General features: G+C 50.1%; 27 protein-coding genes and 1 pseudogene. 16 read left to right on the top strand and 12 right to left on the bottom strand.

Annotated features, from left to right (window positions below; genetic code table 11):
- Positions 1 to 15: 15 nt before the first annotated feature.
- Positions 16 to 420, bottom strand: coding sequence for a flagellar basal body rod protein FlgC (gene flgC, locus PT300_03130; protein MDF7679655.1), 405 nt, complete (start codon positions 418 to 420; stop codon positions 16 to 18).
- 15 nt (positions 421 to 435) lie between these two features.
- Complete coding sequence (gene flgB / locus PT300_03125; GenBank protein ID MDF7679654.1) at positions 436 to 843, bottom strand: flagellar basal body rod protein FlgB; 408 nt, start codon at positions 841 to 843, stop codon at positions 436 to 438.
- 183 nt (positions 844 to 1,026) lie between these two features.
- Here flgB and flgA point away from each other — a divergent pair, with 183 nt between their 5' ends.
- From flgA to flgN, 3 genes are all read left to right on the top strand, one after another.
- Positions 1,027 to 1,683, top strand: coding sequence for a flagellar basal body P-ring formation chaperone FlgA (gene flgA / locus PT300_03120; GenBank protein ID MDF7679653.1), 657 nt, complete (start codon positions 1,027 to 1,029; stop codon positions 1,681 to 1,683).
- A gap of 235 nt (positions 1,684 to 1,918) precedes the next feature.
- The gene (gene flgM, locus PT300_03115; protein ID MDF7679652.1) at positions 1,919 to 2,257 is read left to right on the top strand and encodes a flagellar biosynthesis anti-sigma factor FlgM; all 339 of its coding nucleotides are present in this window, start codon (positions 1,919 to 1,921) and stop codon (positions 2,255 to 2,257) included.
- A gap of 9 nt (positions 2,258 to 2,266) precedes the next feature.
- Positions 2,267 to 2,701 carry a flagellar export chaperone FlgN gene (gene flgN, locus PT300_03110; GenBank protein ID MDF7679651.1) on the top strand — a complete coding sequence of 145 codons (435 nt, stop codon included), beginning with the start codon at positions 2,267 to 2,269 and terminating at the stop codon, positions 2,699 to 2,701.
- Between the two features lie 333 nt (positions 2,702 to 3,034).
- Here the strand turns inward: flgN and PT300_03105 are convergent, their stop codons facing one another.
- Positions 3,035 to 3,310, bottom strand: coding sequence for a DUF5339 domain-containing protein (locus PT300_03105; protein MDF7679650.1), 276 nt, complete (start codon positions 3,308 to 3,310; stop codon positions 3,035 to 3,037).
- Positions 3,311 to 4,023: 713 nt separating this feature from the next.
- Between PT300_03105 and tssJ the strand changes: the two are divergent.
- The 3 genes and pseudogenes from tssJ (at position 4,024) to PT300_03090 (ending at position 6,314) form a co-directional block, all read left to right on the top strand.
- Positions 4,024 to 4,389: pseudogene (gene tssJ / locus PT300_03100) on the top strand (type VI secretion system lipoprotein TssJ).
- The gene (tssE, locus tag PT300_03095) at positions 4,389 to 4,844 is read left to right on the top strand and encodes a type VI secretion system baseplate subunit TssE (GenBank protein MDF7679649.1); all 456 of its coding nucleotides are present in this window, start codon (positions 4,389 to 4,391) and stop codon (positions 4,842 to 4,844) included. Before tssJ ends, tssE begins: the two are co-directional and overlap by 1 nt.
- A gap of 99 nt (positions 4,845 to 4,943) precedes the next feature.
- Positions 4,944 to 6,314, top strand: a complete 1,371-nt coding sequence (locus PT300_03090; GenBank protein ID MDF7679648.1) for a VasL domain-containing protein — start codon at positions 4,944 to 4,946, stop codon at positions 6,312 to 6,314.
- Between the two features lie 373 nt (positions 6,315 to 6,687).
- On the opposite strand, the gene PT300_03085 is transcribed toward PT300_03090, so the two are convergent.
- On the bottom strand, positions 6,688 to 6,822 hold the full coding sequence (locus PT300_03085) for a hypothetical protein (GenBank protein ID MDF7679647.1): 135 nt from the start codon (positions 6,820 to 6,822) through the stop codon (positions 6,688 to 6,690).
- Positions 6,823 to 7,372: 550 nt separating this feature from the next.
- On the opposite strand from PT300_03085, the gene PT300_03080 reads away from it, so the two are divergent.
- Entirely contained in the window at positions 7,373 to 8,533 is a 1,161-nt protein-coding gene (locus PT300_03080; protein ID MDF7679646.1) for a hypothetical protein, read from the top strand.
- Positions 8,534 to 8,569: 36 nt separating this feature from the next.
- Positions 8,570 to 8,845, top strand: a complete 276-nt coding sequence (locus tag PT300_03075; protein MDF7679645.1) for a hypothetical protein — start codon at positions 8,570 to 8,572, stop codon at positions 8,843 to 8,845.
- Here the strand turns inward: PT300_03075 and PT300_03070 are convergent.
- Together PT300_03070 and glpE are read right to left on the bottom strand one after the other, a co-directional pair.
- Positions 8,836 to 9,530, bottom strand: a protein-coding gene (locus PT300_03070; protein MDF7679644.1) for an IS1 family transposase whose coding sequence is annotated in 2 segments (ribosomal slippage) — positions 8,836 to 9,272 and positions 9,272 to 9,530 — 696 coding nt in all. Because the reading frame shifts where the segments join, the coding sequence is not laid out codon by codon here. The two genes, PT300_03075 and PT300_03070, sit on opposite strands and share 10 nt — an antisense overlap.
- Before the next feature lie 65 nt (positions 9,531 to 9,595).
- Complete coding sequence (gene glpE / locus PT300_03065; protein ID MDF7679643.1) at positions 9,596 to 9,925, bottom strand: thiosulfate sulfurtransferase GlpE; 330 nt, start codon at positions 9,923 to 9,925, stop codon at positions 9,596 to 9,598.
- Positions 9,926 to 10,155: 230 nt separating this feature from the next.
- Between glpE and glpD the strand changes: the two genes are divergently transcribed.
- Positions 10,156 to 11,664, top strand: coding sequence for a glycerol-3-phosphate dehydrogenase (gene glpD, locus PT300_03060; protein ID MDF7679642.1), 1,509 nt, complete (start codon positions 10,156 to 10,158; stop codon positions 11,662 to 11,664).
- A gap of 122 nt (positions 11,665 to 11,786) precedes the next feature.
- Here the strand turns inward: glpD and PT300_03055 are convergent, their stop codons facing one another.
- Positions 11,787 to 12,497 carry a DUF3053 domain-containing protein gene (locus tag PT300_03055; protein MDF7679641.1) on the bottom strand — a complete coding sequence of 237 codons (711 nt, stop codon included), beginning with the start codon at positions 12,495 to 12,497 and terminating at the stop codon, positions 11,787 to 11,789.
- Positions 12,498 to 12,843: 346 nt separating this feature from the next.
- Between PT300_03055 and cspA the strand changes: the two genes are divergently transcribed.
- On the top strand, positions 12,844 to 13,056 hold the full coding sequence (cspA, locus tag PT300_03050; protein MDF7679640.1) for an RNA chaperone/antiterminator CspA: 213 nt from the start codon (positions 12,844 to 12,846) through the stop codon (positions 13,054 to 13,056).
- A gap of 92 nt (positions 13,057 to 13,148) precedes the next feature.
- On the opposite strand, the gene glyS is transcribed toward cspA, so the two are convergent.
- On the bottom strand, positions 13,149 to 15,218 hold the full coding sequence (gene glyS / locus PT300_03045; protein MDF7679639.1) for a glycine--tRNA ligase subunit beta: 2,070 nt from the start codon (positions 15,216 to 15,218) through the stop codon (positions 13,149 to 13,151).
- 9 nt (positions 15,219 to 15,227) lie between these two features.
- A complete protein-coding gene (gene glyQ / locus PT300_03040; GenBank protein ID MDF7679638.1) occupies positions 15,228 to 16,139 on the bottom strand; it encodes a glycine--tRNA ligase subunit alpha in 912 nt (303 codons plus the stop codon).
- A 267-nt stretch (positions 16,140 to 16,406) separates the two neighbouring features.
- Here glyQ and rfaD point away from each other — a divergent pair, with 267 nt between their 5' ends.
- Genes rfaD through PT300_03020 form a run of 4 tightly spaced genes read left to right on the top strand, consistent with a single transcriptional unit; the run spans position 16,407 to position 20,299 of the window.
- Positions 16,407 to 17,339, top strand: coding sequence for an ADP-glyceromanno-heptose 6-epimerase (rfaD, locus tag PT300_03035; GenBank protein MDF7679637.1), 933 nt, complete (start codon positions 16,407 to 16,409; stop codon positions 17,337 to 17,339).
- Between the two features lie 9 nt (positions 17,340 to 17,348).
- Positions 17,349 to 18,407 carry an ADP-heptose--LPS heptosyltransferase RfaF gene (gene rfaF, locus PT300_03030; GenBank protein MDF7679636.1) on the top strand — a complete coding sequence of 353 codons (1,059 nt, stop codon included), beginning with the start codon at positions 17,349 to 17,351 and terminating at the stop codon, positions 18,405 to 18,407.
- Between the two features lie 3 nt (positions 18,408 to 18,410).
- The gene (rfaC, locus tag PT300_03025) at positions 18,411 to 19,385 is read left to right on the top strand and encodes a lipopolysaccharide heptosyltransferase RfaC (protein ID MDF7679635.1); all 975 of its coding nucleotides are present in this window, start codon (positions 18,411 to 18,413) and stop codon (positions 19,383 to 19,385) included.
- Entirely contained in the window at positions 19,385 to 20,299 is a 915-nt protein-coding gene (locus PT300_03020) for a sugar glycosyltransferase (protein ID MDF7679634.1), read from the top strand. The genes rfaC and PT300_03020 overlap by 1 nt, the downstream gene beginning before the upstream one ends.
- A gap of 24 nt (positions 20,300 to 20,323) precedes the next feature.
- Here the strand turns inward: PT300_03020 and PT300_03015 are convergent, their stop codons facing one another.
- From PT300_03015 to PT300_03005, 3 genes are all read right to left on the bottom strand, one after another.
- A complete protein-coding gene (locus tag PT300_03015) occupies positions 20,324 to 21,439 on the bottom strand; it encodes an O-antigen ligase family protein (GenBank protein MDF7679633.1) in 1,116 nt (371 codons plus the stop codon).
- Positions 21,440 to 21,556: 117 nt separating this feature from the next.
- The gene (locus tag PT300_03010) at positions 21,557 to 22,198 is read right to left on the bottom strand and encodes a hypothetical protein (protein ID MDF7679632.1); all 642 of its coding nucleotides are present in this window, start codon (positions 22,196 to 22,198) and stop codon (positions 21,557 to 21,559) included.
- A 301-nt stretch (positions 22,199 to 22,499) separates the two neighbouring features.
- Complete coding sequence (locus PT300_03005; GenBank protein MDF7679631.1) at positions 22,500 to 23,462, bottom strand: polysaccharide deacetylase family protein; 963 nt, start codon at positions 23,460 to 23,462, stop codon at positions 22,500 to 22,502.
- 111 nt (positions 23,463 to 23,573) lie between these two features.
- On the opposite strand from PT300_03005, the gene rfaQ reads away from it, so the two are divergent.
- Together rfaQ and PT300_02995 are read left to right on the top strand one after the other, a co-directional pair.
- The gene (rfaQ, locus tag PT300_03000; protein ID MDF7679630.1) at positions 23,574 to 24,647 is read left to right on the top strand and encodes a putative lipopolysaccharide heptosyltransferase III; all 1,074 of its coding nucleotides are present in this window, start codon (positions 23,574 to 23,576) and stop codon (positions 24,645 to 24,647) included.
- Complete coding sequence (locus PT300_02995) at positions 24,644 to 25,771, top strand: glycosyltransferase family 4 protein (protein MDF7679629.1); 1,128 nt, start codon at positions 24,644 to 24,646, stop codon at positions 25,769 to 25,771. Before rfaQ ends, PT300_02995 begins: the two co-directional genes overlap by 4 nt.
- Positions 25,772 to 25,773 lie beyond the last annotated feature (2 nt).

The following is a 25,773-nucleotide window of genomic DNA, read 5'->3' as shown; positions in this document are numbered from 1 at the left end:
CCATCGGTTCTCCTGTTACTGACCTAATGTCAGGGTTTTCATCATGATCGATTTGGTGGTATTCAGCACTTCGACATTGGCCTGATAGCTGCGGGAAGCAGAAATGGTATTCACCATTTCGTTCACCACGTCGACATTCGGCATCCGGACATAGCCCTGAGCATCGGCCAGGGGATTACCTGGCTGATACACCAGCCGTTCCGGAGAAGGGTCATCGACCACCTGGGCCACACGAACTCCGCCGGTCGCCATTCCTGGTGCCGCCGCCACTTCGAATACCACTTGTTTCGCACGGTAAGGTTCGCCATCCGGCCCGGTGATACTATCGGCATTCGCCATATTGCTGGCGCTGACATTCAGGCGCTGAGATTGCGCCGCAAGCGCCGATCCGGAAATATCAAAAATACTCAGTAAAGACATCTGTCTTATCCTTTATTATTGCAGCACCGACATTATCTCTTTGATCCGTCCGGTCAGTACCGTCAGATCCGTTTGATATTTCAGAGTGTTATCGGCGAAATGAGTACGCTCACGATCCATATCTACCGTATTACCATCCACCGATGGCTGATCGGGGACACGGAACAGTAAATCCAGTTGTGGCGGTTGTAAGGTCTGTGCCGGGATATGACGTGCCGCTGTCAGTGTTAACGCCATACCATTTCCTTTACCGCGCCCTTGTTCTATCACCTTATTGAGCTGACTGGCGAAATCGATATCCCGCGCCTGGTAGCCAGGGGTATCGGCATTGGCGATATTGGCGGCCAGGATTTCCTGGCGCTGGGCGCGCAGATTGAGCGCCTCCTGATCAAAGCGCAATGCCGCGTCCAGTTTATCTAGCATGTTCCCTCCGCAAAGTGAAAATCCAGCGCCAACAGCATAAACACCTGACAGAGAGCTAATTGACAGAATAAACGCAAAATACTCAGCTATTTGTTGGTTTAAATCGTCAAATATAATTCGTACACTGATAAGTATCCCCGCAGATATTTCACATCAGGCTGATGGCGCCAGGCAGATGAGAGAATGAAGAAAGGTTATCTACTGCTGCTCAGCTTACTGTGTAGTCTGAACGTGCAGGCTGACGATTTAGCCGCACAAATCGCCCATTTGATCAAAAAAGAAAAATTTAGCGGTCAATCGATAGAGGTGCAGGTACAGATACGTACCCCGGCCAATCGTCTGCCCTCCTGTAAAGCGCCACAGCTTGCCCTGCTTTCCAGTACACAAGTGGGCGGTAATATCACAGTTTCAGCTCGTTGTGATACGGAGCGACGGTTTATCCAGACCCAGGTTCAGCTCTTTGGTCGCTATCTGGTCGCTGCGCGCAATATTCGCGCGGGCAGTCGTTTGTCTCACGCTGATCTGAGCCAGAAATCGGGGCGGATCGATACCCTGCCTGCACAGGTACTTATTGATGAGAAAAAAGCGATCGGTGCCGAAAGCCTGCGTGATATCAGCGCTGGTCGTCCCGTTACATCATCGATGCTACGCCGCCCGTGGGTCATTAAAGCCAACCAGGAAGTCCAGGTCAAAGCCCAGGGGAGCGGATTCTATATTAACGGTGTCGGTAAGGCGATGAACAACGCCGCTGTCAACGAGAACGTTCGCGTGCGAATGGCATCAGGCCAGATAGTAAACGGTATCGCGGAAGAGGATGGTTTTATTCGTATTATGTTATAAAAAAATATGAAGTTTCTGCTTACCCTGCCGATAAAAGAAAGGCATATAGCCCCGATAATTCTCCCGACTGAAACGGTAACGATACCTTCTGCAGGATGCCTGGTGCCCGTAGACCACATATCGTCGCCTGGATTATGCTGGGCAAACATGACTTTTGACTGGTCATGAAATGACCCCATTCTCATTATCGACAGACGTTTTACCCGCACGGTAAAGACGTAAACGAAGAGGCAATATGAGTATTGAACGCACCCAACGATTACCGTCGGTTTCTGCGGTACAACCACGCGAAAACCCCATAGACATTTCCCTGAAAGCGCATAAGCCCAGCGTTAAACAGCCACCTGTCAGCGCGACTCAGGTGCAATTAAGTGATGCTCAGGCACACCTGATGCAGCCCGGTTCCCAGGATATCGATATGAACCGGGTAGAGACAATTAAACAGGCTATCCGTCAGGGTGAATTACAGATGGATACCGGCAGGATTGCCGACGCCCTGCTGCAGGAAACGCAACGTGATACACAATGGCTCTCTGCTGCAACCGACAGTAGCGTAAAAAGTTGCAAAGGGTAAGTCATTATTATGAAGAAACTGGCACAACTGCTGGATAAATTACTGGAAACACTGTTGACGCTGGATAACGTGCTGGATGAAGAGTATCACCTGTTATGTTCCGGACGTCTTCCCGGTGTTGCACTGCAGCGGGTTACCGAAAACAAAAATCAGCAACTGGCGACGGTCGCCTGGCTGGAGCAGCAACGTCCTGCTGCCGAACAGGCTATCGGGCACCAGGCCCCTTATGCTGGCCAGACCATGCTGGCAGATCGCTGGCAACAGGTTCAGAAATTGACCCGGGTATTACGGGAGAAAAATCAGCATAACGGGATGTTGCTTAATCAGCAAATTGACCATAATGATAAAGCGCTGGCGATCCTGAATAAAAATAACAAATCGCTTTATGGCCCGGATGGTCAGTCGCGAACAGGGAGTCTGTTGGGGCGAAAAATCGGTGTTTAACGGCTTGTGCTGTTAAGGCGATTGACGGTTAACCCGTCTGCGGCTTTGTTGAATAATAGGGAATCATGCTGTTTTATCACGCCTGTTTCGGTCAGAAATGCTGGTCTCTACTGCGAGAAGCTTCCGACCCTGATCTTAACCTACTGATTTTACGTCGAGGAAGACCGATGTTTTTGTAGGCACTCAGCATAATATCTATTTATTCAACAAAGCCCCCGTCTGCTGAACCGACAGGTTATCATCATCGGTTTTCGTGATGGTAGTCAGACAGGCAGGATTGTGAATCCCCACGAAATCAGCAATCAGGATTTCGTGGGTAAAAGCGATAATTTATTACGGCTTCATTTTCTTTATTTGCTCTTCAGCCATTTTCAGAACATTAAGCCCCTGTTTGCAGGCTTCTTCCTGCTGGGCTTCAGGCAATGAAGCGAGCTGTTTTTTTGCCTGGTCATACTGCCCTTTCACCGCATCGTATTGCGCACTTGTTTCCGGCGATGATTTTATTTGCTCAAGATAACCTTCCATCGACTTAAAATATTGATCGCAAGACGGTGATGCAAAAGAAGAAAATGACATAGCAGCGAGAGATAAAAACAGCAACTTTTTCATAATACACCCTAATCGTAATAAATGATGATTATAAAGTTATGTCATCTTTTGACAGAATGTCAAAAGAATTAAAAAAATATCAGCATTCACCAATATTATAGTAGAATAATTATCAAGAAATAACAAGGTAATAATGTTTTACGCTCTCCACCACTGGCAGTGCGGAGAGATACGCCGCCAGACGACTTTCAGTCATCGTGGTAATCGGCCAAACACCCAGCCGAGTCATTCTATTCACCGACAAATAATGATAATTGATCACTGTTTTATTTTTTGTGTCAGGCTGTGCCATTTATCCGACTGTTTGCTACAGGTGACAGAAATTTTTACCGATTATCGATAATTTCCACGATATTTTAACAATCGCGAAATATTTTTCATAAAACTAATTAATTATTAACATCTACTGCTGTCGTTCCCAATATGGATTATTAAATAACGATGCCCGCACAGAAATAATATTATCCTGATGAAAAAAGTCTGTGTTATAAAAAATATAGGGATACCTTCCTGAGTCTCTTATTTTTGACTTGAGTCTATTTTTGTCGTGGATCAGTTATTTCGAACACCTCAATAGCCTGTTAATATAACAATAGAAACTGAGATCACTGATCATGATTCAACCTAAAAAACTCAACGCCATTTTTCTCCTGAGTTTAAGCCGGAAGCCATTGAACAGATGGTTAAATATCAACAGACCCCTACACAGGGGAACCGACGTGCGCGAGAACAACACCCTGTCAGAGCCGCTGGTTATCCGGGTTTATCAATTGAAAGAGCGTAAAACTTTCGATAAAACAGTCTACCAGCAATTGCTGAATGAAGAAGAGATGACCGATCGCACGGATTTACTTGCCACCCGTGATAGGGTGGTCAAGCCCGGTGGCGATATGTCACTGAGTATGCTTCTGGAAGACGATGCGCACTATGTAGCGGTGGTGGGGTTGTTCCGTCATCCGGATACACAGAAAAACAGCTGGAAATTAGCGATTGACCGTGAAGTCCCCGATTCTGACAAGACACGGGTGATCGAAGCCAGGGATAACCCGCTACTGTTATTACCACTTAAGGATAAATAATGCCCCAGGTTCACAAATCCCCTTCGCTGTATGAGATGCTCACCGGCCATTTTTCCGGTGGTCTGAGCCTTCACCAGTTGAGTGAAGAAAATCAGATTATCCTGTCGGTACTGGATAATATGCAGCGGATCCTCAATTGTCGCGCTGGCACTCTAGCGCATCTGCCGGACTACGGGTTACCGGATATGAGTAAAATCCTGCAAGGGATGCCCGGCACCGCTCATGAGCTGATGGCGACGTTATCGTCCGTACTGCTCAAATATGAGCCACGCCTGAATAAAATCACGGTGATCATGCTGGAGCAGCAAATGCCCGGTGAACTGCGTTATGCCATTGACGCGGAGCTTAAGGGTATTGGCCTGGTGCGCTACGGCACCGAGTTTATGCCGGAAGGGCGCGTTCTTTTGCGGCATCTCCGTCAACAACAGTATCTTGATACGACCACGCATCTCTAAGACGGGATAAGTTATGCCAGTAAAAGGGCGTGCGATATTGCGCTGTATCGCCCGCGATAACTTTTAATCGTTCCTTATACGTCAAATGGATAACGACTGATGAATCACATTACCCCACGTCAAATCAAAACCGGCGGCGATCCGAGAACGTTACCGGATTATGCCGCTCTGCGTGATGAAATGAATAAGCTGACACATCCGGCACGTCCGGATGTCAACTGGCACCATGTCGAAAAACTGTGCCTCTCACTGTTTGAGCAGAACGGCGTGGAGCTACAAACAGCGGCATGGTATACGCTGGCGCGTACACAACTGGCCGGTTTATTCGGTCTTAATGAAGGACTGGCGATACTCGAGGCACAGATACGCCACCAGTGGGGGAGCCTGTGGCCTCGACAGGTACATGCCCGGATGGAAATCCTCAGCAGCCTGGGTCAGCGTCTGCTGCAACTGATACGCATGCTGGCGCTGAATTACAGTGATCTCAGTCAGCTGTACCAGGCGGAACAACTGCTTACCCGTCTGGGAGAGGTGCTGCAGCGCCTGGAGCATAAACATCTCATCCAGTTCGATGCCTTACGTACTCTGATGCACAATAGCGCTATCCGGCTGGAAAACAGCGATGACATCAGCAGCAGCGGATCGGTCGCGCAATCGGACACCGTGTTACCAGCCAGTGCCACCGGCTCCCATAGTGGAGGATCGCAGGAGAATAGCCGTCCGCCAGACAGCGAAATGAAGTGGGTATATGTCGCTCAGCCGGAACAGCAGGCGAAGGTAGAAGCCCCCGAAGCGATGCCCGCGCCGGTAAAAAAGTGGAAAACCTTTACCGCTGGCATGTGTACCATGCTGGTGATAAACGTTGTAGCCGTGTGGGGCTGGCACTATCTTCACCGGCCCGATCCGTTACAGACTCAGCTTGCCGCCTCTCTGGCACCATTACCCACCACGCTCACCCCGGCAGAGCTGGATGTGTTGCGTCAGCGGATGTCGTCAGCACAAACCGGGATCGTACAGACACAGCAGCAGCTTGAGCGACTGAATGAACTGGCGCCTGACTGGAATATCACTTACAGCCGAAAACTGACAGCACAGGCTCAGGCGTTGTGGCCAGAGCAGGCTAAGCCCCTGATACAGCAGTGGCAGCAAAAATTTAAGGCTACCGCATTACCGCCAGAACAGCTTAATGGCTGGCATCAGGGCATGGCGACGCTATATAAGCTGAGTGACCGGCTGAACGGGCTGGATGAGCAGAAAGGTAAATACATAACGGTCAGTGAACTAAAGTCCGTGGTATTTTCCGCGATGCAGTCATTTAATCAATCGATACCGGCTGAAGAGCAACTGCGGGCCTTATTACAACATCCTGAAGGAGAGCCTTTGCCTGCGGTGGCAATGGCGCATCTGGAGGTGCATCTGAAACAGCTGATCGCCCGCTATGCGGAACTCAAACAGAATGATCCAGAGTAACAATAAGAGCCTATCCCATTAGGCGTTATTGGCGCAGCCAGTTTGGACACGGACAGCGCGCAGAAACCGCAGCGTACACGGAGTACGTGAGGATTTCGAGCACTGCCCAGGGACAAAATGGCAAGTAAAATAGCCTAATGGGATAGGCTCTAAGGCTAAAAATGGCAGCGGTTATGGTAAATATACCGATTTTAGTACCCTATAATTTGGGGGAGCGTTTGCTGTTATATTCTCTCAGCCAGCGCTCCGTGATTTCACAGGTTTCATTCAGTGTACTAAATAGATAAAAACCCAGTACGGTAAATGTCAAGACAGTTGTCATCCCTGTTTAATGTAAGCTGCCTGGTTACCCGGAGTTAGCTCAGACAGTTCCTCATCGTAAGCCACTCAGGCGCTGTAATAACCAGAATAATCTGTAGCGAACCTGATCATCACTTATCGGGTATTTTGTTTTTTCAAGCCGCATAAGGCGTCGTTCTTCAGGAGAAATAGCTGCTATGATCGGCATCGCTCAGTCCGGCTGGTGATTTGTGATGTCTGGCGATTAATCAGATCGCAAAATCCGGACTGAGTACCCTCAAAGTGATCTACTATTTTGCGAAGTTATTTAGCAGACTTTTTTACAGACTTCCGCACCGGAAGATAAAGCAGCTCTGAAACAGAGCCAGAAAGAGAATAAACAACTGAAGAGAGAGCAGGTCAGGAAGGACACGAAACTGACAGCCGGAAGGCGCGGTGACATTAAATCCGGAACGGGAAAAACAGGTCGCTTAAATTAACCACGGGTGATGTCTTGACACTTACCACACCCGTAATACGATGGTCAAAATTAAACACGATTCCGCCGGTAATTTCATCATAAAGACATCAGGCTATCTGGTGCCAGCCAGCGGATGGAACAGTGAATAAAAGGGAGAGTCCATTATGACTGCCAGGATACCCGGAATCAGCTTCCCGTCCCCGCGAATAAAAACGGCCATCCCTTTTCCTCAGCGGAAGAGCTGCTGGCGGTACTCGCCGGGGAAAGCTCAGGCCTGTATCTGGTGGGCTGTCAGGGGATGTGGCACGGGGGTATTCACATCACCAATGCGACGGTGCCCTGGTGTGCCCTGAGCACGGACAGCGAAGAGGAGCGTAAATACTGCCGTGAGCTTTATAAGGGCGAGCAGTTTATTCGCTGTATGGCGGATGGTGAGATTGTTGCCTGGCGGATATGTGAGAGCTATGAACGTGCCGGGATTGACTGGCGTAATGAAAAACTGCTGCTTTCAGACTCCTTTGTGCTGATAAAACACTATCTCCAGCCGGGAGAGAGTACAGCAAGCGGGCTGACGTTTTACACACTGTATATGCACCTGGCACCGTACAGTGCTTATAAACAGCCGGGCGGCAGTTCAGACAGAAAAGTGGCGGGAGTCCAGCGTTATTACCTCAGTGCGGATGATGTGCAGGCAAAGCGGGTGGCGGGAAAACTGGAACAGGATACCCCTGTCACGCTGAGTGACAATACAGTGAGCCGCAGCAGGGACCAGCGCCAGTTTAGCGAAGTGACGCTGAAAGCCGCGGTGAGAAATGCAGAAGGAGAGGAACTCCCGGCGGGAACCAGAGTCTGGACGGTGTCAGACCGGGGAAGTCTGAAAGCAATGGATTCTGTTCCTGTTCCGTCATGGTGGGCAAAATGCGCACCTGCCTGTACCGCTCAGCCGGAAGGTGTGGTGAACTGTACCTCACGGACGGACTGGGCATACTATCTGAGTCGTGATGACGTACTGCAGAATAACAAAGCGGGCAAACTGGCGGCAGGTTTTCCGCTCTCTTACGAACCTGGCAATACTGCACAGCAGGTTACCCGTCCGGGCGGGAACCCGAATGAAGAGGCGCGGACATTCAGTCTGGTGACCCTCGGTCGCGATAAGGACAAACTGAAAAAGGGCGACCGGGTGTGGGTGGTATCAGACGGTGACAGCCTGACCCCGGTTTCACCAGCGACACCGGGGAGTGAACAGGGATTTAATACCGTGTGTGTACCGCCGCAACCTGTCCCGGTCAGTGCTGGAGACGGTCTCGGGCATATGGTTTTTTATCAGCTTCCGGAAGAAAACGGCAAACTTTCGCGTTATCAGGTGCATATCGAGTGCCTGAGCATGGATGATATGGAAAAGTTCCTCACTAACCCCGACGGGGTGGGCGTGGATACGCCGGTATACCTGACCTGGTAAAGAGAAGCGCCGCTGTATGAAGAGGGCGAGCAGGGAATGGTTGCGGGTAGCCGGAAAACCCGGACATCGGGCGTGGTGACCCTGACGAAAGTGCCGGGTGCGGATGCGCAGGGAAAGATACTGCCGGATAACCGTGATGCGGCTTATTTTCAGATACGTCAGGAAGGGGGCTGGTTAGCGGCGACCAGTGTGCAGAAAGTGGCGCAGTATGCGCTGGGCGAACTGGGATTTGTGACGCTGGATCAGGCGCCGGAGAACTTTGACCTGATTGATGGTGGTGTATTCAATATGTTTATATTGTCTCAAACATAATATTCGCGCTCAATAAAAGTACCGATGATCCTGTCATGCATCTCAAAAGATTTTGAGTACCCCAGTGTCTTACGATTCTGTCGCTTTAAGCGGTTACGCAGATTCAGGTTTTCCCGTTCAATCCGCTGCGTGTAAAGCTTACCCCTGATATGTTTTTTATCCGGCAGTATGTCATATGCGCTGAAGTTATCGGTACACCAGAAGGCGACATGAAAACCTGATAATAATCTCAGTAACCTGCGCAGTGTCTTTTTGCTCCTGCGCCCAAAAGTAGGCGCAATAATACGTTTGAGACGAGGCTCCCACGCATACCACAGCCAGCGTTGCTGCTTTTTACTGCCAGCAAAAGACCACATCTCATCCACTTCACAGATAAGCTGGATTTGCAGATTATCCAGCGGCAATGTGGTTACACATCGTGGCGCGGGTTTTTTAAAGTGCGGACAACGGCATTGATGCTGATATGCAGAGTCCTTGCGGTATCACGGATACCGGCATTATTCATAGCAAGGTCAACAATTTGTTCTTTCATGCCGGGGTGGCAGGCTCGATAAGCGTAATCGGTCTGGAAAGTACGACAGCATGACTGACAACGATAGCGCTGAAATCCGGACTTACCCAGGCCATACTTTTTAACGGGTTCAGTTTGTTTACAAAACGGGCATGCTACGTCAATTTTAGCCATCTGGTGTCTCTGATAAAAAGAGCGATTATATAACATGATCAATATGTTGAATACATGACCGGCGCTTAATCGGCTTCACCGCTGATGGCTGCCGGGAAATAACGATACCAGGCATCGAAGCCCCCTTCGACGCTGTAAGTCTGATGATAACCTTGCTGGCTCAGATACTGCGCAATACCCCGGCTACTATTCCCATGGTAGCACATTACCATCACCGCGGTTTCAACGTCATTTTCCTCCATAAACGCTGCCAGGCTCTCTTCAGTCAGATGAAACGCGCCGGGCACATGTCCCCGCCGGTAGCTTTGCTGGTCACGAATGTCGACCAGCACCGCCCTGGCGTGATGCCAGTACTGGTACGCCTCTTCGATATCGATAGATAGGAAATGATTCACAGGATCTGTCCTTAGTGCCTGGCCCATCAGGCGCTTAATATAAATGAAACCAATGTGCGGCTACTATTCCGCTATGATTTTACTGGTTGCCTGGTGATCCGGCGAGCAGCAGACCGCACTTTACATCATCTGATGATGATTTTTTCATATTATCAGCTGTACGTTTATTTGCTATATTGAGCGATATCGAGCATTTACAACATAAAACGAAAATATCAGAGGTGGCGAATATGGAGACCCGAGATTTAATTGTGATCGGTGGCGGAATCAATGGTGCAGGTATCGCAGCGGATGCGGCCGGACGTGGGCTGTCGGTGCTGCTGCTGGAAGCGCGTGATCTCGCTTGTGCCACCTCCAGTGCCAGCTCTAAACTTATTCATGGCGGACTTCGTTATCTTGAGCACTACGAATTTCGCCTCGTCAGTGAAGCACTGGCGGAACGTGAGGTGTTATTAAAAATGGCACCTCACATCATTGTTCCCCTGCGTTTTCGTCTGCCTCATCGTCCGCATCTGCGCCCTGCATGGATGATTCGTATTGGGCTGTTCTTATACGATCATCTGGGTAAACGTACCCGTTTGCCCGCCTCAAGAGGTGTGCGATTTAGCTCAGAATCGGTACTCAAACAAGAGGTTATGCGCGGTTTCGAATATTCCGATTGCTGGGTTGATGACGCACGGCTGGTGGTCGCCAATGCGCAAATGGTGGTACGCAAAGGAGGGGAAGTGCGTACCCGAACCCGGGTCACGGGGGCGAGACGTCAAAACGGTTTGTGGATCGTCGAGGCAGAAGACATCGATAGTGGTGAGAAATTCAGCTGGCAGGCACGGGGACTGGCTAACGCCACCGGCCCGTGGGTAAAAGCGTTTTTTGACAAGGGATTACATTTGCCATCGCCCTACGGTATTCGCCTGATTAAAGGCAGTCACATTGTCGTACCACGCGCGCATACCCAAAAGCAGGCCTATATTCTGCAAAATGAAGATAAACGTATTGTGTTTGTCATCCCGTGGATGGAGGCGTTCTCGATTATTGGCACCACCGATGTCGAGTACCAGGGCGATCCGCAAAAAGTCGTGATTGATGATCAGGAGATTGACTACCTGCTGGACGTCTACAACACGCATTTCAAAAAACCGTTGTCGCGTGATGATATCGTCTGGACCTACTCGGGTGTTCGCCCGCTGTGCGATGATGAATCGGATTCACCACAAGCTATCACCCGTGATTACACCCTGGATATTGAGGATGAAAATGGCCAGGCCCCGCTATTGTCGGTATTTGGTGGCAAGCTGACAACATATCGCAAGCTGGCCGAACATGCGCTGGATAAACTCACCCCCTATTATCAGGATATTGGCCCGGCCTGGACGAAAAATGCCATCCTGCCAGGGGGCGATATTGAGGGTGACCGCGACGATTACGCGGCCAAACTCCGTCGGCGATACCCTTTTCTTAATGAATCCATGGCCCGCCGTTATGCCTGTACTTATGGCAGCCGCAGCGAGAAGATCCTCGATTCGGTAAACACAATAGTGGATCTGGGGGAGGATTTCGGTCATCAATGCTATGAAGCCGAACTGAGATATCTGGTCGCCCATGAATGGGTACACACACTCGACGATGCGATCTGGCGGCGGACGAAACTGGGGATGTGGCTGAGTACAGAACAACAGGCGCGGATTAGCGCATGGCTGGCACAGCATACCCGCCAGCCTCAAGCTGCTCAGAACGATTAAACGGCGCACTTCGAATGCCACGATATCACGGCTTCCCCCTTCAGCCAGCGAATTCGCAGATAAGATAACCAGGCGAGAAATGACAGGGAGCGGGGTGACCGCTCCCTGTGCTTGCGCAACAGTTAGTTTGTCGCATTAACCGCCGCAGACCATACCTGATTAAATAGCTGGTGCTGAGAAGACAAGGGGGCAATCAACACATTATATTGATTGGCCTGTTGTGAGGTTGGAAACTGGATCCCATTTCCCGTGAAGCTGGCCTGCGTATCTTGCTGAGCGATAAAATCACCCACCTGGACGAGCTGCTGAGTGAGCGCCTGCGCTGCGGGAATCAAAGGTTGCAAGGCATTCGCTGGGGTGGTCACCACTTTGTTATAAACCATGTCAAAGACCGGTTTGAGATCATCGCTCTGCTTTAACGCATTATGGGCACTGTCAGCCTGAATTTTCGCCTTTTCTAACTGCTGGTTCAGTACGTTGAGCGCCCCATTTGCCTGGCGTAAAGGTTCACGTTGAGTCACATAATCCTGTGGTGTACGGATAGCGTTAACACTGTCAACAATCGGACGAAAACCCGCTTCCATCGCCTGATTAACATGTTGTGAATAACCGTAAATGATCGCATAGTCAGACGCAAACTGACCGAACTGCTTTTTCTGATCAGCGGTCAATGTCGGTAAACGCTCACCGCTACGCATTGCTGTATTTTGCAGAAAGTCGATAAACGCCTTACGCTGATCTCCTTCCTGATCAAAACACCCGCTCAGACTAACCATCATTAATACAGCCGCAACGGCGGCAAACCAGCGAGAGCAGGATTTTCCTGTCGCCATTTTTATACTCCTTTAAGTTAAAAAAAAGCGCACACAGAGATAGAGATACCCGACATGGACAAAAAGAGTCCACGCCGGGCTTACAGGATACTCTTTCCTGATGATCTTCCATAGTATTGAGGACAAGATCATTAGCCTGGTGAAAAAAATATTTGCTATCATTCGATAAAAATGAGTTAATGCACGCAGGTTTGATATACAGACCACAAAGCATGATTATAGAGTACAGTGTAGTCCTTGAGCGGTTATCCCAGATACCCCGGTAGTGAACTTCCCCTTTATAGCTTCCAATCTGTAGCCAGACCCATTGCCGAAAGGTTCATTTATTATTTAAAGGTATTTCACTATGTCCGGTAAAATGACTGGTATCGTAAAATGGTTTAACGCTGACAAAGGCTTCGGTTTCATCACCCCTGATGATGGTTCTAAAGATGTCTTCGTTCATTTCTCTGCGATCGTTAACGATGGCTACAAATCTCTGGATGAAGGTCAGAAAGTTTCTTTCACCATCGAAAATGGCGCTAAAGGCCCAGCTGCTGGCAACGTTACCAGCCTGTAAGCTTATCTAAGCCGCGAATTTAAATCCCTGCCTTGTGGCAGGGATTTTTTTGCTGCTGAAAACGACTCCCTTCACAGAAGCCGTTATGTCGCTTACTGTAGCAGCGAAATATCCGCTACCTGCAAAAACAGCGCACGCAGGTTGGCTAACAGTGTCAGTCGGTTGATCCGCAATTCCGGTTGTTCGGCGTTAACCATAACCTGGTCAAAAAACGCATCCACCGGTTCACGCAGCGCCGCCAGGGCAATCAGCGCATCCTGATAACGTCCCCCGGCAAAGTCAGGCTGTAATTGATCGCGCAGTACCAGCAGATTCGCGGCCAGTTTTATTTCCGCCGCCTCTTTCAGCATCGATGCCTGAACACTGTCATTCAGGGGTTCGCTCGATTTTGCCAGAATATTAGAAACACGCTTATTTGCCGCCGCCAGCGCCGATGCTTCGGCCAGGGTGCGGAAATGCGATACTGCCTTGATTCTGGCATCGAAATCAGCAGGCCGGGTGGGGCGGCGTGCCAGTACGGCCTGAATGGTGTCCACCGTGTAACCCTGATCCTGATACCATGCACGGAAACGACCTAACATGAAATCGATAACATCATCCACAACGTTATCATTGGTCAGCTTGTCGCCATACAGCCGTACCGCTTCTTCGGTCAGTGTTTGCAGATCCAGTTTGAGGTTTTTCTCAACGATAATGCGCAATACCCCCAGTGCGGCACGACGCAATGCAAACGGGTCTTTATCTCCTTTGGGGTGCTGCCCGATACCAAAGATGCCCGCCAGGGTATCCATTTTATCCGCGATGGCTAGCGCACAGGCCACGGGATTTGATGGCAAAGCATCACCGGCAAAACGCGGCTGATACTGTTCTTTTAGCGCGACAGCGACATCTTCTGCTTCACCATCATAACGCGCGTAATGCATCCCCATCACGCCCTGGGTCTCGGTGAACTCGAATACCATATTGGTCATCAGGTCACATTTAGCCAGCAGGCCAGCGCGGGTCGCATGGTTAACGTCTGCCCCTGTCTGTTCAGCAATCCAGCCCGCCAGGGCCTGAATGCGATCCGTTTTATCCCGCAGCGTCCCTAACTGTTGCTGAAACAAGACGGTTTGCAGGCGCGGTAAAGCGTCTTCCAGCCGTTTTTTGCGATCGGTATTGAAGAAAAACTCGGCATCCGCCAGACGCGGACGCACCACTTTTTCGTTACCGGCGATGATCTGCCGGGGGTCCTGCGATTCGATATTGGCGACAAAGATAAAGCGCGGTAATAAATCACCGTTCTGCGCGTAAACCGGAAAATACTTCTGATCGCCCTTCATGGTGTAGACCAGTGCTTCCGCAGGCACCGCGAGGAATTTTTCTTCAAATTCCGCCGTCAGTACCACTGGCCATTCGACCAGCGACGTCACCTCTTCCAGCAGGCTTTCACTGAGATCAGCCTGGCCACCTATTTGACGCGCGGCGGCTTCGGCATCGGCTTTGATTCTGGCTTTACGAGCCTGGTAATCGGCGATGACCTTACCGCGTTCCAGCAGGATTTGCGGGTACTGATCAGCGTGATCAATCGTGAACGTGGCCTCCCCCATAAAGCGGTGACCACGAATTACGCGATCAGCATCGACACCGAGGATCGTAGCCGGGATCAGCTCCTCACCTAACAGCAAAACCACCGTATGAACCGGGCGAACAAACTGAACATCAGAATCCCCCCAGCGCATTAATTTCGGGATCGGCAGTTTCGCCAGCGAGACAGCGACCATTTGCGGCAACAGTGTGCGGGCACTTTCCCCTTTTATCTGAGCACGATACAGTAACCACTCCCCTTTATCGGTGGTCAGACGTTCAGCCTGATCAACGCTTATCCCGCAGCCACGCGCCCAGCCTTCTGCGGCTTTGCTCGCTTTGCCTGCGCTATCAAAAGCCTGGGCTATCGCCGGGCCGCGTTTTTCAATCTGCCGATCGGCTTGTGCTGGCGCGACATCGGCCACTTTTAACGCCAGCCGACGCGGCGCGGCAAACCATTCTACCTTGCCGTGGGAAAGTCCGGCGTTATCCAGTTCAGTGGTAAAATTTGCAGCAAAAGATTCCGCCAGGCTGCGCAGTGCTTTAGGTGGCAGCTCTTCAGTACCGATCTCCACCAGGAAAGTTTTATCAGACATGACGGCCTCTTATTTATTTTTATTGCACATCGGGAAGCCGAGGGCTTCACGGGAAGCATAGTACGCTTCCGCTACCGCTTTCGTCAGCGTGCGGATACGCAGGATATAACGCTGGCGCTCAGTGACGGAAATCGCCTTACGCGCATCCAGTAAATTGAAACTGTGGGCTGCTTTCAGAATACGCTCATAAGCGGGGAGTGGCAGCGGTGTCTCCAGCGCCAGCAATTGCTGTGCTTCTTTCTCATACTGTGCAAAACAGGAGAACAGAAAATCAACGTCCGCATATTCAAAGTTGTAGGTCGATTGCTCAACTTCGTTCTGATGGAAGACATCGCCATAGGTGGTTTTACCCAGCGGGCCATCACTCCAGACCAGGTCATACACGCTATCGACCCCCTGAATGTACATCGCCAGGCGCTCAAGGCCATAAGTGATTTCACCGGTAACTGGTCGACACTCAAGGCCACCGACCTGTTGAAAGTAAGTGAACTGCGTCACTTCCATCCCGTTGAGCCAGACTTCCCAGCCCAGCCCCCAGGCACCGAGGGTCGGGTTTTCCCAGTTATCTTCCACAAAACGGATATCATGAATCGCCGGATCGAGACCCAGTGCTTTCAGCGATCCCAGATATAAATCCTGGATATTATCCGGCGATGGCTTAATCACTACCTGAAACTGGTAGTAGTGTTGTAAACGATTAGGGTTTTTCCCATAGCGACCATCGGTTGGACGACGGGAGGGTTGGACATAGGCGGTGGCCATCGGCTCCGGCCCTAATGCCCGCAGGCAGGTCATCGGGTGAGAGGTGCCGGCGCCGACTTCCATGTCCAGCGGTTGGACGAGGGTACAGCCCTGGCGAGCCCAGTAATCCTGTAAGGTCAGGATCAGACCCTGGAAGGTCCTGGTATCAAACTTTTGCATATGATTTTGTGCTGGATACGTGTGGATTTAAAGGAAGCGGCCAGTATACCCGCTGGCTGCAAGATATACAGTATCAAACGATATTGTTTGATCAAAATTAGCGAAATTACCCCCCGCTGTCAGGTTAACTGGTTTCCGACAGCCATAACAGCAATCAGACCTGGATGCCTTTGCAGCGGGATAGCTGAAGCCTTGCCGATGTAATGTTATGATAACCGCATTCCTGTCCGGATTATCTCCGGACTTCATACTTCAAAGGTTACTGTTATGATCATCGTTACCGGCGGCGCAGGGTTTATCGGCAGCAATATCGTTAAGGCTCTTAACGATAAGGGAATAACCGATATTCTGGTGGTGGATAATCTGAAAGATGGCACCAAATTCGTTAACCTGGTGGATCTGAACATCACTGACTACATGGATAAAGAAGACTTTCTCATCCAGATCATGGCCGGTGAAGAATTGGGTGACATCGAAGCCATCTTTCACGAGGGAGCCTGCTCATCCACCACCGAGTGGGATGGTAAGTACATGATGGATAATAATTATCAGTACTCTAAAGAACTTCTGCACTACTGTCTCGATCGTCAAATTCCTTTTTTGTATGCATCTTCTGCCGCCACCTATGGCGGTCGCAGCAGCGACTTTATCGAGTCGCGTGAATATGAACAGCCTCTCAATGTTTACGGTTACTCCAAATTTCTGTTTGATCAATATGTGCGCCGCATTCTGCCTGAAGCGGATTCACAGGTGGTTGGCTTTCGTTACTTCAACGTTTACGGGCCGCGTGAAGGGCATAAAGGCAGCATGGCGAGCGTCGCCTTCCATCTGAATAACCAGCTGAATAGGGGCGAAAACCCACAACTTTTTGCCGGTAGTGATGATTTTAAACGCGATTTCGTTTATGTCGGCGATGTGGCGGCGGTCAATTTGTGGTTTCTTGAACAGGGGATTTCCGGGATTTTCAACCTCGGTACCGGTCGTGCAGAGTCTTTCCAGGCCGTGGCCGATGCCACGCTGGCGTGGCATCAGAAAGGCCAGATCGAATATATTCCGTTCCCGGATAAACTGAAAGGACGCTACCAGACATTTACCCAGGCCGATCTGACCAACCTGCGTGCCGCAGGCTATGATCAGCCGTTCAAAACGGTTGCCGAAGGGGTAACAGAATATATGACCTGGCTCAACCGTAACGTGTAAAAATTTAGCATGAAAATTCTGGTGACAGGCCCTTCCTGGGTGGGCGATATGATGATGTCGCAAAGCCTCTATCGTACCCTTAAGGTACGTTATCCCCAGGCGATCATCGACGTGATGGCACCGGCATGGTGCCGCCCGTTATTATCACGGATGCCAGAAGTTAACGCAGCGATCCCGATGCCGCTGGGTCATGGCATGCTCGCACTCGGCGAACGGCGCAGACTGGGGCTTAACCTGCGCGACAGCGGCTATGATCGTGCTTATGTGCTGCCAAATTCGTTCAAATCAGCACTGGTGCCGTTTTTTGCCCGGATCCCACAGCGTATCGGCTGGCGTGGCGAAATGCGCTACGGCTTACTCAGCGATATTCGCGTACTGAATAAAGCCGCCTGGCCGCTGATGGTCGAACGCTATGTTGCTCTCGCTTATGATAAGGACATGATGCACAGCGCACAGGATCTGCCACAGCCTTTACTATGGCCACAATTGCAGGTACAGGAAGTGGAAAAAGCTCAGCTCCGTCACGATTTTAATATCTCACCTGACCGTCCTGTTATCGGCTTCTGTCCCGGTGCCGAATTTGGCCCGGCCAAACGCTGGCCACACTATCACTATGCTGATCTGGCAAAACAGCTAATCAATGAGGGCTTTCAGATTATCCTGTTCGGCTCTGCGAAGGACGATTCAGCGTGTGATAGTATCTTGACCGCGCTCGATACCGCGCAGCAGCCGTGGTGCCGTAATCTGGCGGGGAAAACACAACTTGAGCAGGCGGTGGCTCTGATTGCCACCTGCCTGGCGGTTGTCAGCAATGATTCCGGTCTGATGCACATTGCCGCTGCACTCAACCGTCCGCTGATCGCACTGTATGGCCCCAGTAGTCCGGACTTTACGCCTCCTCTCTCGCATCAGGCGAAGATTATTCGCTTAATCAGTGGCTATCATAAAGTACGAAAAGGCAAAACAGCAGAAGGCTATCATCCGGGACTTATCGCTATTACACCACAACGTGTTATGGCGGATCTGCATACGCTGTTGCAGGAAAAAGCACCCGGTGAGGAAAGGTAACCGATGCGGGTATTAATCGTAAAAACCTCATCGATGGGGGATGTCCTGCACACCCTCCCTGCGCTGACCGATGCCATGCAGATCATCCCCGGCATTCGTTTTGACTGGGTGGTCGAAGAGGGGTTTGCCCAGATACCTGGCTGGCATGAAAGCGTTGACCAGGTTATCCCGGTCGCCATTCGCCGCTGGCGTAAAGCCTGGTTTTCGGCCGCCGTCAGAAAGGAACGACACGCTTTCCGTCAGGCGGTCCAGGCGCGGCATTATGATCGGGTGATCGACGCTCAGGGATTGCTTAAAAGCGCCGCTCTGGTCACCCGACTGGCACATGGGGTAAAACATGGCATGGACTGGTCCAGTGCCCGTGAACCGCTGGCCAGCCTGTTTTATCAGCATCGCCATGCTATTGCCAGGTCACAACATGCGGTCGAACGAACCCGTGAACTGTTCGCAAAAAGTCTGGCTTATCGCCGCCCGCAAACAGCGGGTGACTACGCGATTGCACGACACTTTATTCATGCTGACAACGCATCCTCTGATGTGCCGTACCTGGTTTTTCTCCATGCCACGACACGTGATGAAAAACACTGGCCGGAAAGCCACTGGCGGGAACTGATCGCTTTGCTGGCGAAGCGCGATTTGCGGATTAAACTCCCCTGGGGTGCACCGCATGAAGAGGCCCGGGCCAGACGGCTGGCGGCAGGTTACGATTTTGTCGATGTGCTGCCACGGATGGATCTTGAAAAAATCGCCGCTGTTCTGGCGCAAGCGCAAGGGATCGTTTCTGTCGATACCGGGCTAAGCCATCTCGCTGCCGCGCTGGATAAACCTAATTTGACACTGTATGGCCCGACTGATCCCGGTCTGATTGGCGGTTACGGAAAAAATCAATTTGCTGTACGCCCGGAAAACAGTCATCGTATCGATGATATTTCTGCTTCCCGGGTAGCCGCGTTATTGCACGCTCAGGGGCTGATTTAATGGGATCGTTGTTTAAACAAATTTATCGTTATACCCGCCCACGCGCCTTCCGCCACAATGAAAATCTGTGGCCGTGGCTGAAAATCCACCGCGCATCGACGGGAGAAATTTGCGCATTACGTTATAAAGGCCAATCGATCCCGCTTTATAATCTCAGTGAGTTAAAAAATAGCTACTCCGGGCCAGTATTACTGACCGCCACCGGCCCCTCGATTAAAGCCACCGATTTTTCTGTTCTGCCGTCATCTTTTGCCGTGATGGGAGTGAATGGTGCTTATTTCCTCAAAGACAAAGTGAACTTTTCTCTCTATCTTGTCGTCGATATGGAGTTTTTCGACCGCAAATTTGAGGTCATCAGCGAGGTGGTCAACAATCCCCATATTCTGTTTTTTACTACCGCTCATGGTATTGCCAGAATCATTGACCGAATCGGCAGCGATAATATCCGCTGTCAGCTGGCGTTAATTGAAGATATTTGCTACAAAATTTATCAGCCTAAAATTGTGTGTTCCGGGATTGCCACCACATTTAGCCACGCAGAGAACGTTCAGATGCATCAGCAGCACAATGAAATTTGCTTTTCAACCGATATCCGGCAAGGTATCTTTGACGCCGGAACGGTGGCTTACTGGGCGCTACAAATCATCACTTACCTCGGCTTTGATAATATTCTTATCGCTGGTTTAGATATGAATAATTTTGAAAAACCACGATTTTATGAAAGTAACGAAAATAAGCTCCCTTCCTACCTGGCTGATAAAGTCGATAATCTTGTCTTTCCCGCACTGGAATTAGCCAGTGATTATTTTAAGGCACATGCTATTACGGTAACCAATCTCTCTGTCAATAGCGCTATTCCGCAACAGACTTTTCGTAAATTGTCATTAGTTCAGGCACTGCATGAAATAGCCTGATGGCTATTTCATGATCTCAGGCGCTTAATGCGGTTGCTTTGCTGCGGATGAAAGCGCAGTAAAGATAGCTAATATACTTATAAACATAATAATAAATCTATCATGGATAAAAAGTGTATCTGATAAGCCAAATAAAATGACAGGCGCGGCGATCAATGCTGTTGCCGCTTTTACCACCGCCTTTCGCTGTATATAGATAATCATCGCAATATAGAGAGTCAGTAACACTATTCCGCCGACCACCCCCTGTAATGATATAGTATCGATCAAATCATTATGTAAATGATAGACAATATTACGTAATCCTTCCGGGTTCCCTTTTTCTTTCTCATGCATCAGTTGCGATATAATATCGACTCGCTGCTGTGTGCTAACTCCGCCGGGATGCATGATAATTTCCTCTATCCCGGTATGCCACATACTCAGCCTTGAGCCAAGCGAAGTATTGTTATCATGCTGATAATCGGCGATTTCGCTCACGGTTTCTGTCAGTCTCCCCTCCAGCGCGGGGAATGTCGATCTGATAATCACGATCCCCGCCAGCAGTGAAATGAAACAGATACCTAATACTTCTTTTTTTAATCGCCGATAGTGACTTAACAGGCAACAACACAGAATCGCAGGATAGAGCAGTAGTGCCGAACGTGTTTCCGTCAAAATGATGATCCATAAAGAAGCCAGAATGACTCCGCCGATAATATAGCGACGATATTTTATCTTCAGACAGAATAGGGTGTATAGCGTCAGCAATGAGTACATTGTGTAAAGATAAGCACTTAATGTCGCTGAATTTTTTATTCTCAGGCGACCGGCTGATATAAAAAAATGATAGTGCAGTGCGTACAATGTCAAAAATAAAAAACCGATCACCATCGCATAACCGATGATCACTTTATGCTGTACCGGTATTTTTCTCAGAAGTGGCGGGAGAAATAACATCACTAATGCGCCGATAATCAGATAAGTGCCAGAACGCGGATAACCGATATCGGCCATATAGACCTGTTCAGGATCGGCAGGGAATCGGTATGACCAGATTAATTGTGACGCGCCCAGTAAAAAAAAGGTTAACGCGAGAATTATCTCTTCTGATTTAAAGGACAGCGACTTTCTGTTAGCGATCGCATAGATTAGGGTCATCACAGATGACAGGTAAAACATATTTCTGCTAATGATTTTCTCTGATAAAGCAAAAGTACAGGCTGCTATTATTGCCAGTAATATTATTGTAGAGTATTTTACTTTCGTCATATACAATCAAAAACTCTCGAGAGATGGCACCCATTTTTCGCCACACTCCCACGGGCGTGGTTTACCATGAAAACAGACAATTCTGGCATCTGTCGGTATATGGCCATTGCCGGTAGCATGTTCATGCTTCTTTTTATGAATCACATGCTTTTTATAGCTCACAATCTGACCCGGCAAAATCTCTTGCCAGACAGCAGCATGGGGATATATTTTACTAATAAACTCCTGGTCCCCCCCCTCTTTATAGCGCGACATAAAGAGTTCAGGATAACGCTTAAATATCTCCCAGACTTTATATTTTTCCTCATGCGGAATACGCATGATCGCAGAATTTTTCGTTTTTGCTGGAAAGAAAAAATCACTCAGCATGGTTAATTTTTGATTATTCAGAATCTGACTGATATCACCCGTAATCACAATATCCAGATCAATATAAAAGATATCATCCGTCACCGCTTCCGGGTTAAATATTTCAATTTTTGACCACCAGCCGGGGAGATCTTCGGTGAGCTTAATCGTATTAATGCCTGGAATAGATAAATCGGTAAAACAAACCTTTTCAAGATCGGCGGGGAGTTGCTGGTATAACCATTGCACATGACGGGCGTTATAGTCGCCACCAGAACGTAATACTGTTGCTATCTTCATAATACCTGTTATGAATACTTACCGGTTCGCGAGGCTTGCAGGGTAGTGACATTGATAATCGCACTGCCTTTGTCATCACCCTGGCCGCCAGCGCCAACTTTCCGTCTTCACCCTTTGATTCAGCGCCTGACAAGGCGAGGCACTGAGTATTAATGTTCATCGGTATCAGCAACTTAACAGCCTGATACTGATATGATTTTTATCATACTGACAGCCCGCAAGATGCCGGGAGTAATAGTACATCAAGCGATCATCGCGCCTCCAGCCATGATGGTTTTTTATGTGACCAGACTCTTAGAGCCTACTGGGATAGGTTCTTAAGATGATAATACTCCGCCAGTGTCATCCCCTGTACCTGGGGGGCCAGCCAGGTAAAAAATTCTGTCAGATCAGCATAAAGCCGTTCAATATCCTGCGCGTTGTGAAATGTCGGGCTACCCCCCGGCATATACTCAGAGGAGTGCAGCATATATTCAACGTAATCATTACCCTGCGCCAGCGTTTGCTCAACCACGCGCTTCATTGCCGCTACATTTCCTCCCATCGGCCGTAACCAGTGAACCGAAGGAGAGCGGACTTTACCACGCAGACGATCATAACCCTGTTTCAGGCTATTCAGCCAGCCAGGGTGCTTATACTGAATACTCATCGGGACTTCCAGTAATCGCGAGTGACCTTCGAGGCTGATATCGTTCTCGTCAATAAAATAGGCATGTTGTGGAAATTTTCGGTAATCCGTTCCGCCATTCCCTTCGGGATCGCCCTTTGCCATCTGCCAGTTAACCCGTGGCGTCACTGAACAATCAACCTGATAGCCATACTCCATCAGCAGTCGCGCGTAACGTTCATCGAATGCCCAACGCCCGGCACGGTGACTGACTATTTTAGTCTGAAAAGTGTCTTCCAGCAGATGGGTCATATGAGCGACTTTTTCACGCATCACTGCGTCACGATACTCAATCAGATAGGGCTTATACCGCCAGTCATCCGCCGTTAACGGGGCGATCGGTGGACTGTTCCAGGCGTGAAGATGCATACCGATTTCTGCCACACCACGGGCGATCACATCACGGGCAAACTCACGATAAGCGGGGTCGATGGCCATTTCATAATTGGTCAAATAGACCGGTTTGAACCCATACTTTTCACAAAGTTGCTGAAAACGCGGTAAATAGCGCGCATTCTCAGTCGTGATGCTGTCATGTTTTTGCCAGAGGTTATCACCCTCAGTATCAATAGTGATGAGAAATGCCGGATTATGCACAGAAACATCCTTAATCCATAAGTATCGGATTATGGTAGAGCAATACAACGCTTCTCTCAATGGGTCTTATCCCCTAGAATCGAAGCCCTGATATGAGATGAAGAACAGAGTATGACGCCTGAAATATGTTCACCCGGCGCTATCAACCCAGCGCGGATCCTGATTATCAAGCTACGCCATCATGGCGACACCCTGTTGATCACGCCGCTTATTCGCGCACTTAAGCAGTATTACCCCGCCGCCCATGTCGACGTTTTACTTTACGAAGAAACCCGGGATGTGCTCTCGGCTAACCCGGACATCCATCAGATCTATGCCATCGATCGTCGCTGGAAACAGCAGGGGATCGGCCATCTCCTGCGCATGGAGTGGCGGCTGATACGCACATTACGTCAGCAGCATTACGATATGGTACTTAACCTGGCCGATCAGTGGCACAGCGCGATTATCACCCGGCTGACCGGGGCAGCGATACGGATCGGTTTTGACTTCCCGAAACGTCGTCAGCCCGCATGGCGATACTGCTACACTGCACTGGCCTCAACGCAACAGCATCGCCAGTTGCATACCGCGCAACAAAACTTATCGATCCTGGTCCCGCTGGGGCTGACTGCCGGTGATATCCCGGCACGAATGAGCTACAGTGAACAGGACTGGGCCAGCAGCCAGGCGTTATTACCGGTTGGCATCAGTCGCTATATTGTTATTCAGCCTACCTCGCGCTGGTTTTTTAAATGCTGGCGCGAGGATCGCATGAGTGCGCTGATTAATCAGCTATCGGCCGCCGGATACACAATTGTGATAACCTGCGGCCCGGATGCAAGGGAACAAAAAATGGTGGCGGAGATCCTCGCTGGCAGTCCGGCGGCTGACGTCTATTCGCTGGCCGGTAAGCTGACCCTGCGTCAGCTTGCAGCGATCATCGACCATGCCTGTCTGTTTATTGGTGTCGATTCCGTCCCGGTACATATGGCGGCCGCGCTTGGCACGCCACTGGTTGCGCTGTATGGGCCGTCAAAACTGACTTTCTGGCGTCCGTGGCAGGCAAAAGGAGAAGTTATCTGGGCCGGCGATTTTGGCACCATTCCTGATCCTGACGATATCGATACCCAAACGACACATCGCTATCTCGACCTGATCCCGCTGGAAGCGGTTGTCACAGCGGCCAAAAAGGTACTGGCATGAGCAAGTTCAGACTGGCGCTGGTGCGTCAGAAATATCGTCCCGATGGTGGTGCAGAGCGTTTCGTCTCCCGCGCCCTGGAAGCCCTTGATAGCAGCAACCTTGAGCTCAATGTCATCACCCGCCAGTGGCAGGGGCCTATCAAACCTGACTGGCATATCCACCGCTGTAACCCCCGAAAATGGGGACGAATCAGCCGCGAACGCGGATTTGCTGATGCGGCGCGCCAGTTATGGCAACGTCAGCATTTCGACCTCGTACAAAGCCATGAACGCATTGCCGGTTGTGATCTCTATCGCGCCGGTGATGGCGTCCATCGTCGCTGGCTACAACAACGTGCGCGAATCCTGCCTGGCTGGAAAAGATGCCTGTTATTTGCCGATCGCTATCACCGCTATGTGATGCAGGCTGAACGCGAGATGTATCAGGATGCGCATCTGCGGGGGGTTATCTGCAATGCAGAGATGATTAAGCAGGAGATCATCGCCGATTTCGCCCTGCCAGCAGATAAAATTCATGTGATCTACAATGCTGTCGACCACCAGCATTTTCAGCCGCCGGATGAAGAAACTTTGGCTGCATTACGGCAGCAATGGCAACTTCCTCGCCAGGCCACCTGCCTGATTTATGTTGGCTCCGGCTTTGAGCGCAAAGGGCTGGCTGCGGCGATCCGCGCTATCGCCCCCACCGACTGTTATCTGCTGGTGGTGGGGAAAGATAAAGATCAGCGTCGTTATCAACAGTTAGCGCACTCCCTGAACTGTGGGCAGCGGGTTCGCTTCTTTGGGATGCAATCAGAAACATTACCGTTTTATCAGATGGCAGATGGCTTACTGCTGCCCACCCTCTACGATCCCTTTCCCAATGTTATTCTGGAAGCTATGGCCTGTGGCCTGCCAGTGATCACTACCACCGGCTGTGGTGGTGCGGAATTTATCGTCGAGGGACATAATGGCTTTGTCTGTGATGCGCTGGATATCCCGGCGCTACAACAGGCGGTGAGTGCGCTTCCCCGCCGGGCGTTAGATTCCGCTGAGGGGCGTCATGCCAGAGCACGGATTATGACCTGTACCGATGCGCACTTATCGGCACAGTTGCTCGCTCTCTATCAGAATTTGGTAAAATAATC

The organism is Enterobacteriaceae bacterium ESL0689, from assembly GCA_029433525.1.
GTDB lineage: Bacteria > Pseudomonadota > Gammaproteobacteria > Enterobacterales > Enterobacteriaceae > JAQTIF01.
The sequence above is the reverse complement of the archived record's forward strand: the minus strand, read 5'-3'. Positions and strand labels throughout refer to the sequence as shown.

Excerpts from the sequence above, each read along its gene's own strand:
- flgC (MDF7679655.1), bottom strand. The coding sequence starts at position 420 with ATGTCTTTACTGAGTATTTTTGATATTTCCGGATCGGCGCTTGCGGCG.
- flgB (MDF7679654.1), bottom strand. The coding sequence starts at position 843 with ATGCTAGATAAACTGGACGCGGCATTGCGCTTTGATCAGGAGGCGCTC.
- flgA (MDF7679653.1), top strand. The coding sequence starts at position 1,027 with ATGAAGAAAGGTTATCTACTGCTGCTCAGCTTACTGTGTAGTCTGAAC.
- flgM (MDF7679652.1), top strand. The coding sequence starts at position 1,919 with ATGAGTATTGAACGCACCCAACGATTACCGTCGGTTTCTGCGGTACAA.
- flgN (MDF7679651.1), top strand. The coding sequence starts at position 2,267 with ATGAAGAAACTGGCACAACTGCTGGATAAATTACTGGAAACACTGTTG.
- PT300_03105 (MDF7679650.1), bottom strand. The coding sequence starts at position 3,310 with ATGAAAAAGTTGCTGTTTTTATCTCTCGCTGCTATGTCATTTTCTTCT.
- tssE (MDF7679649.1), top strand. The coding sequence starts at position 4,389 with ATGCCCCAGGTTCACAAATCCCCTTCGCTGTATGAGATGCTCACCGGC.
- PT300_03090 (MDF7679648.1), top strand. The coding sequence starts at position 4,944 with ATGAATCACATTACCCCACGTCAAATCAAAACCGGCGGCGATCCGAGA.
- PT300_03085 (MDF7679647.1), bottom strand. The coding sequence starts at position 6,822 with ATGCCGATCATAGCAGCTATTTCTCCTGAAGAACGACGCCTTATGCGG.
- PT300_03080 (MDF7679646.1), top strand. The coding sequence starts at position 7,373 with ATGTGGCACGGGGGTATTCACATCACCAATGCGACGGTGCCCTGGTGT.
- PT300_03075 (MDF7679645.1), top strand. The coding sequence starts at position 8,570 with ATGGTTGCGGGTAGCCGGAAAACCCGGACATCGGGCGTGGTGACCCTG.
- glpD (MDF7679642.1), top strand. The coding sequence starts at position 10,156 with ATGGAGACCCGAGATTTAATTGTGATCGGTGGCGGAATCAATGGTGCA.
- PT300_03055 (MDF7679641.1), bottom strand. The coding sequence starts at position 12,497 with ATGGCGACAGGAAAATCCTGCTCTCGCTGGTTTGCCGCCGTTGCGGCT.
- cspA (MDF7679640.1), top strand. The coding sequence starts at position 12,844 with ATGTCCGGTAAAATGACTGGTATCGTAAAATGGTTTAACGCTGACAAA.
- glyS (MDF7679639.1), bottom strand. The coding sequence starts at position 15,218 with ATGTCTGATAAAACTTTCCTGGTGGAGATCGGTACTGAAGAGCTGCCA.
- glyQ (MDF7679638.1), bottom strand. The coding sequence starts at position 16,139 with ATGCAAAAGTTTGATACCAGGACCTTCCAGGGTCTGATCCTGACCTTA.
- rfaD (MDF7679637.1), top strand. The coding sequence starts at position 16,407 with ATGATCATCGTTACCGGCGGCGCAGGGTTTATCGGCAGCAATATCGTT.
- rfaF (MDF7679636.1), top strand. The coding sequence starts at position 17,349 with ATGAAAATTCTGGTGACAGGCCCTTCCTGGGTGGGCGATATGATGATG.
- rfaC (MDF7679635.1), top strand. The coding sequence starts at position 18,411 with ATGCGGGTATTAATCGTAAAAACCTCATCGATGGGGGATGTCCTGCAC.
- PT300_03020 (MDF7679634.1), top strand. The coding sequence starts at position 19,385 with ATGGGATCGTTGTTTAAACAAATTTATCGTTATACCCGCCCACGCGCC.
- PT300_03015 (MDF7679633.1), bottom strand. The coding sequence starts at position 21,439 with ATGACCCTAATCTATGCGATCGCTAACAGAAAGTCGCTGTCCTTTAAA.
- PT300_03010 (MDF7679632.1), bottom strand. The coding sequence starts at position 22,198 with ATGAAGATAGCAACAGTATTACGTTCTGGTGGCGACTATAACGCCCGT.
- rfaQ (MDF7679630.1), top strand. The coding sequence starts at position 23,574 with ATGACGCCTGAAATATGTTCACCCGGCGCTATCAACCCAGCGCGGATC.
- PT300_02995 (MDF7679629.1), top strand. The coding sequence starts at position 24,644 with ATGAGCAAGTTCAGACTGGCGCTGGTGCGTCAGAAATATCGTCCCGAT.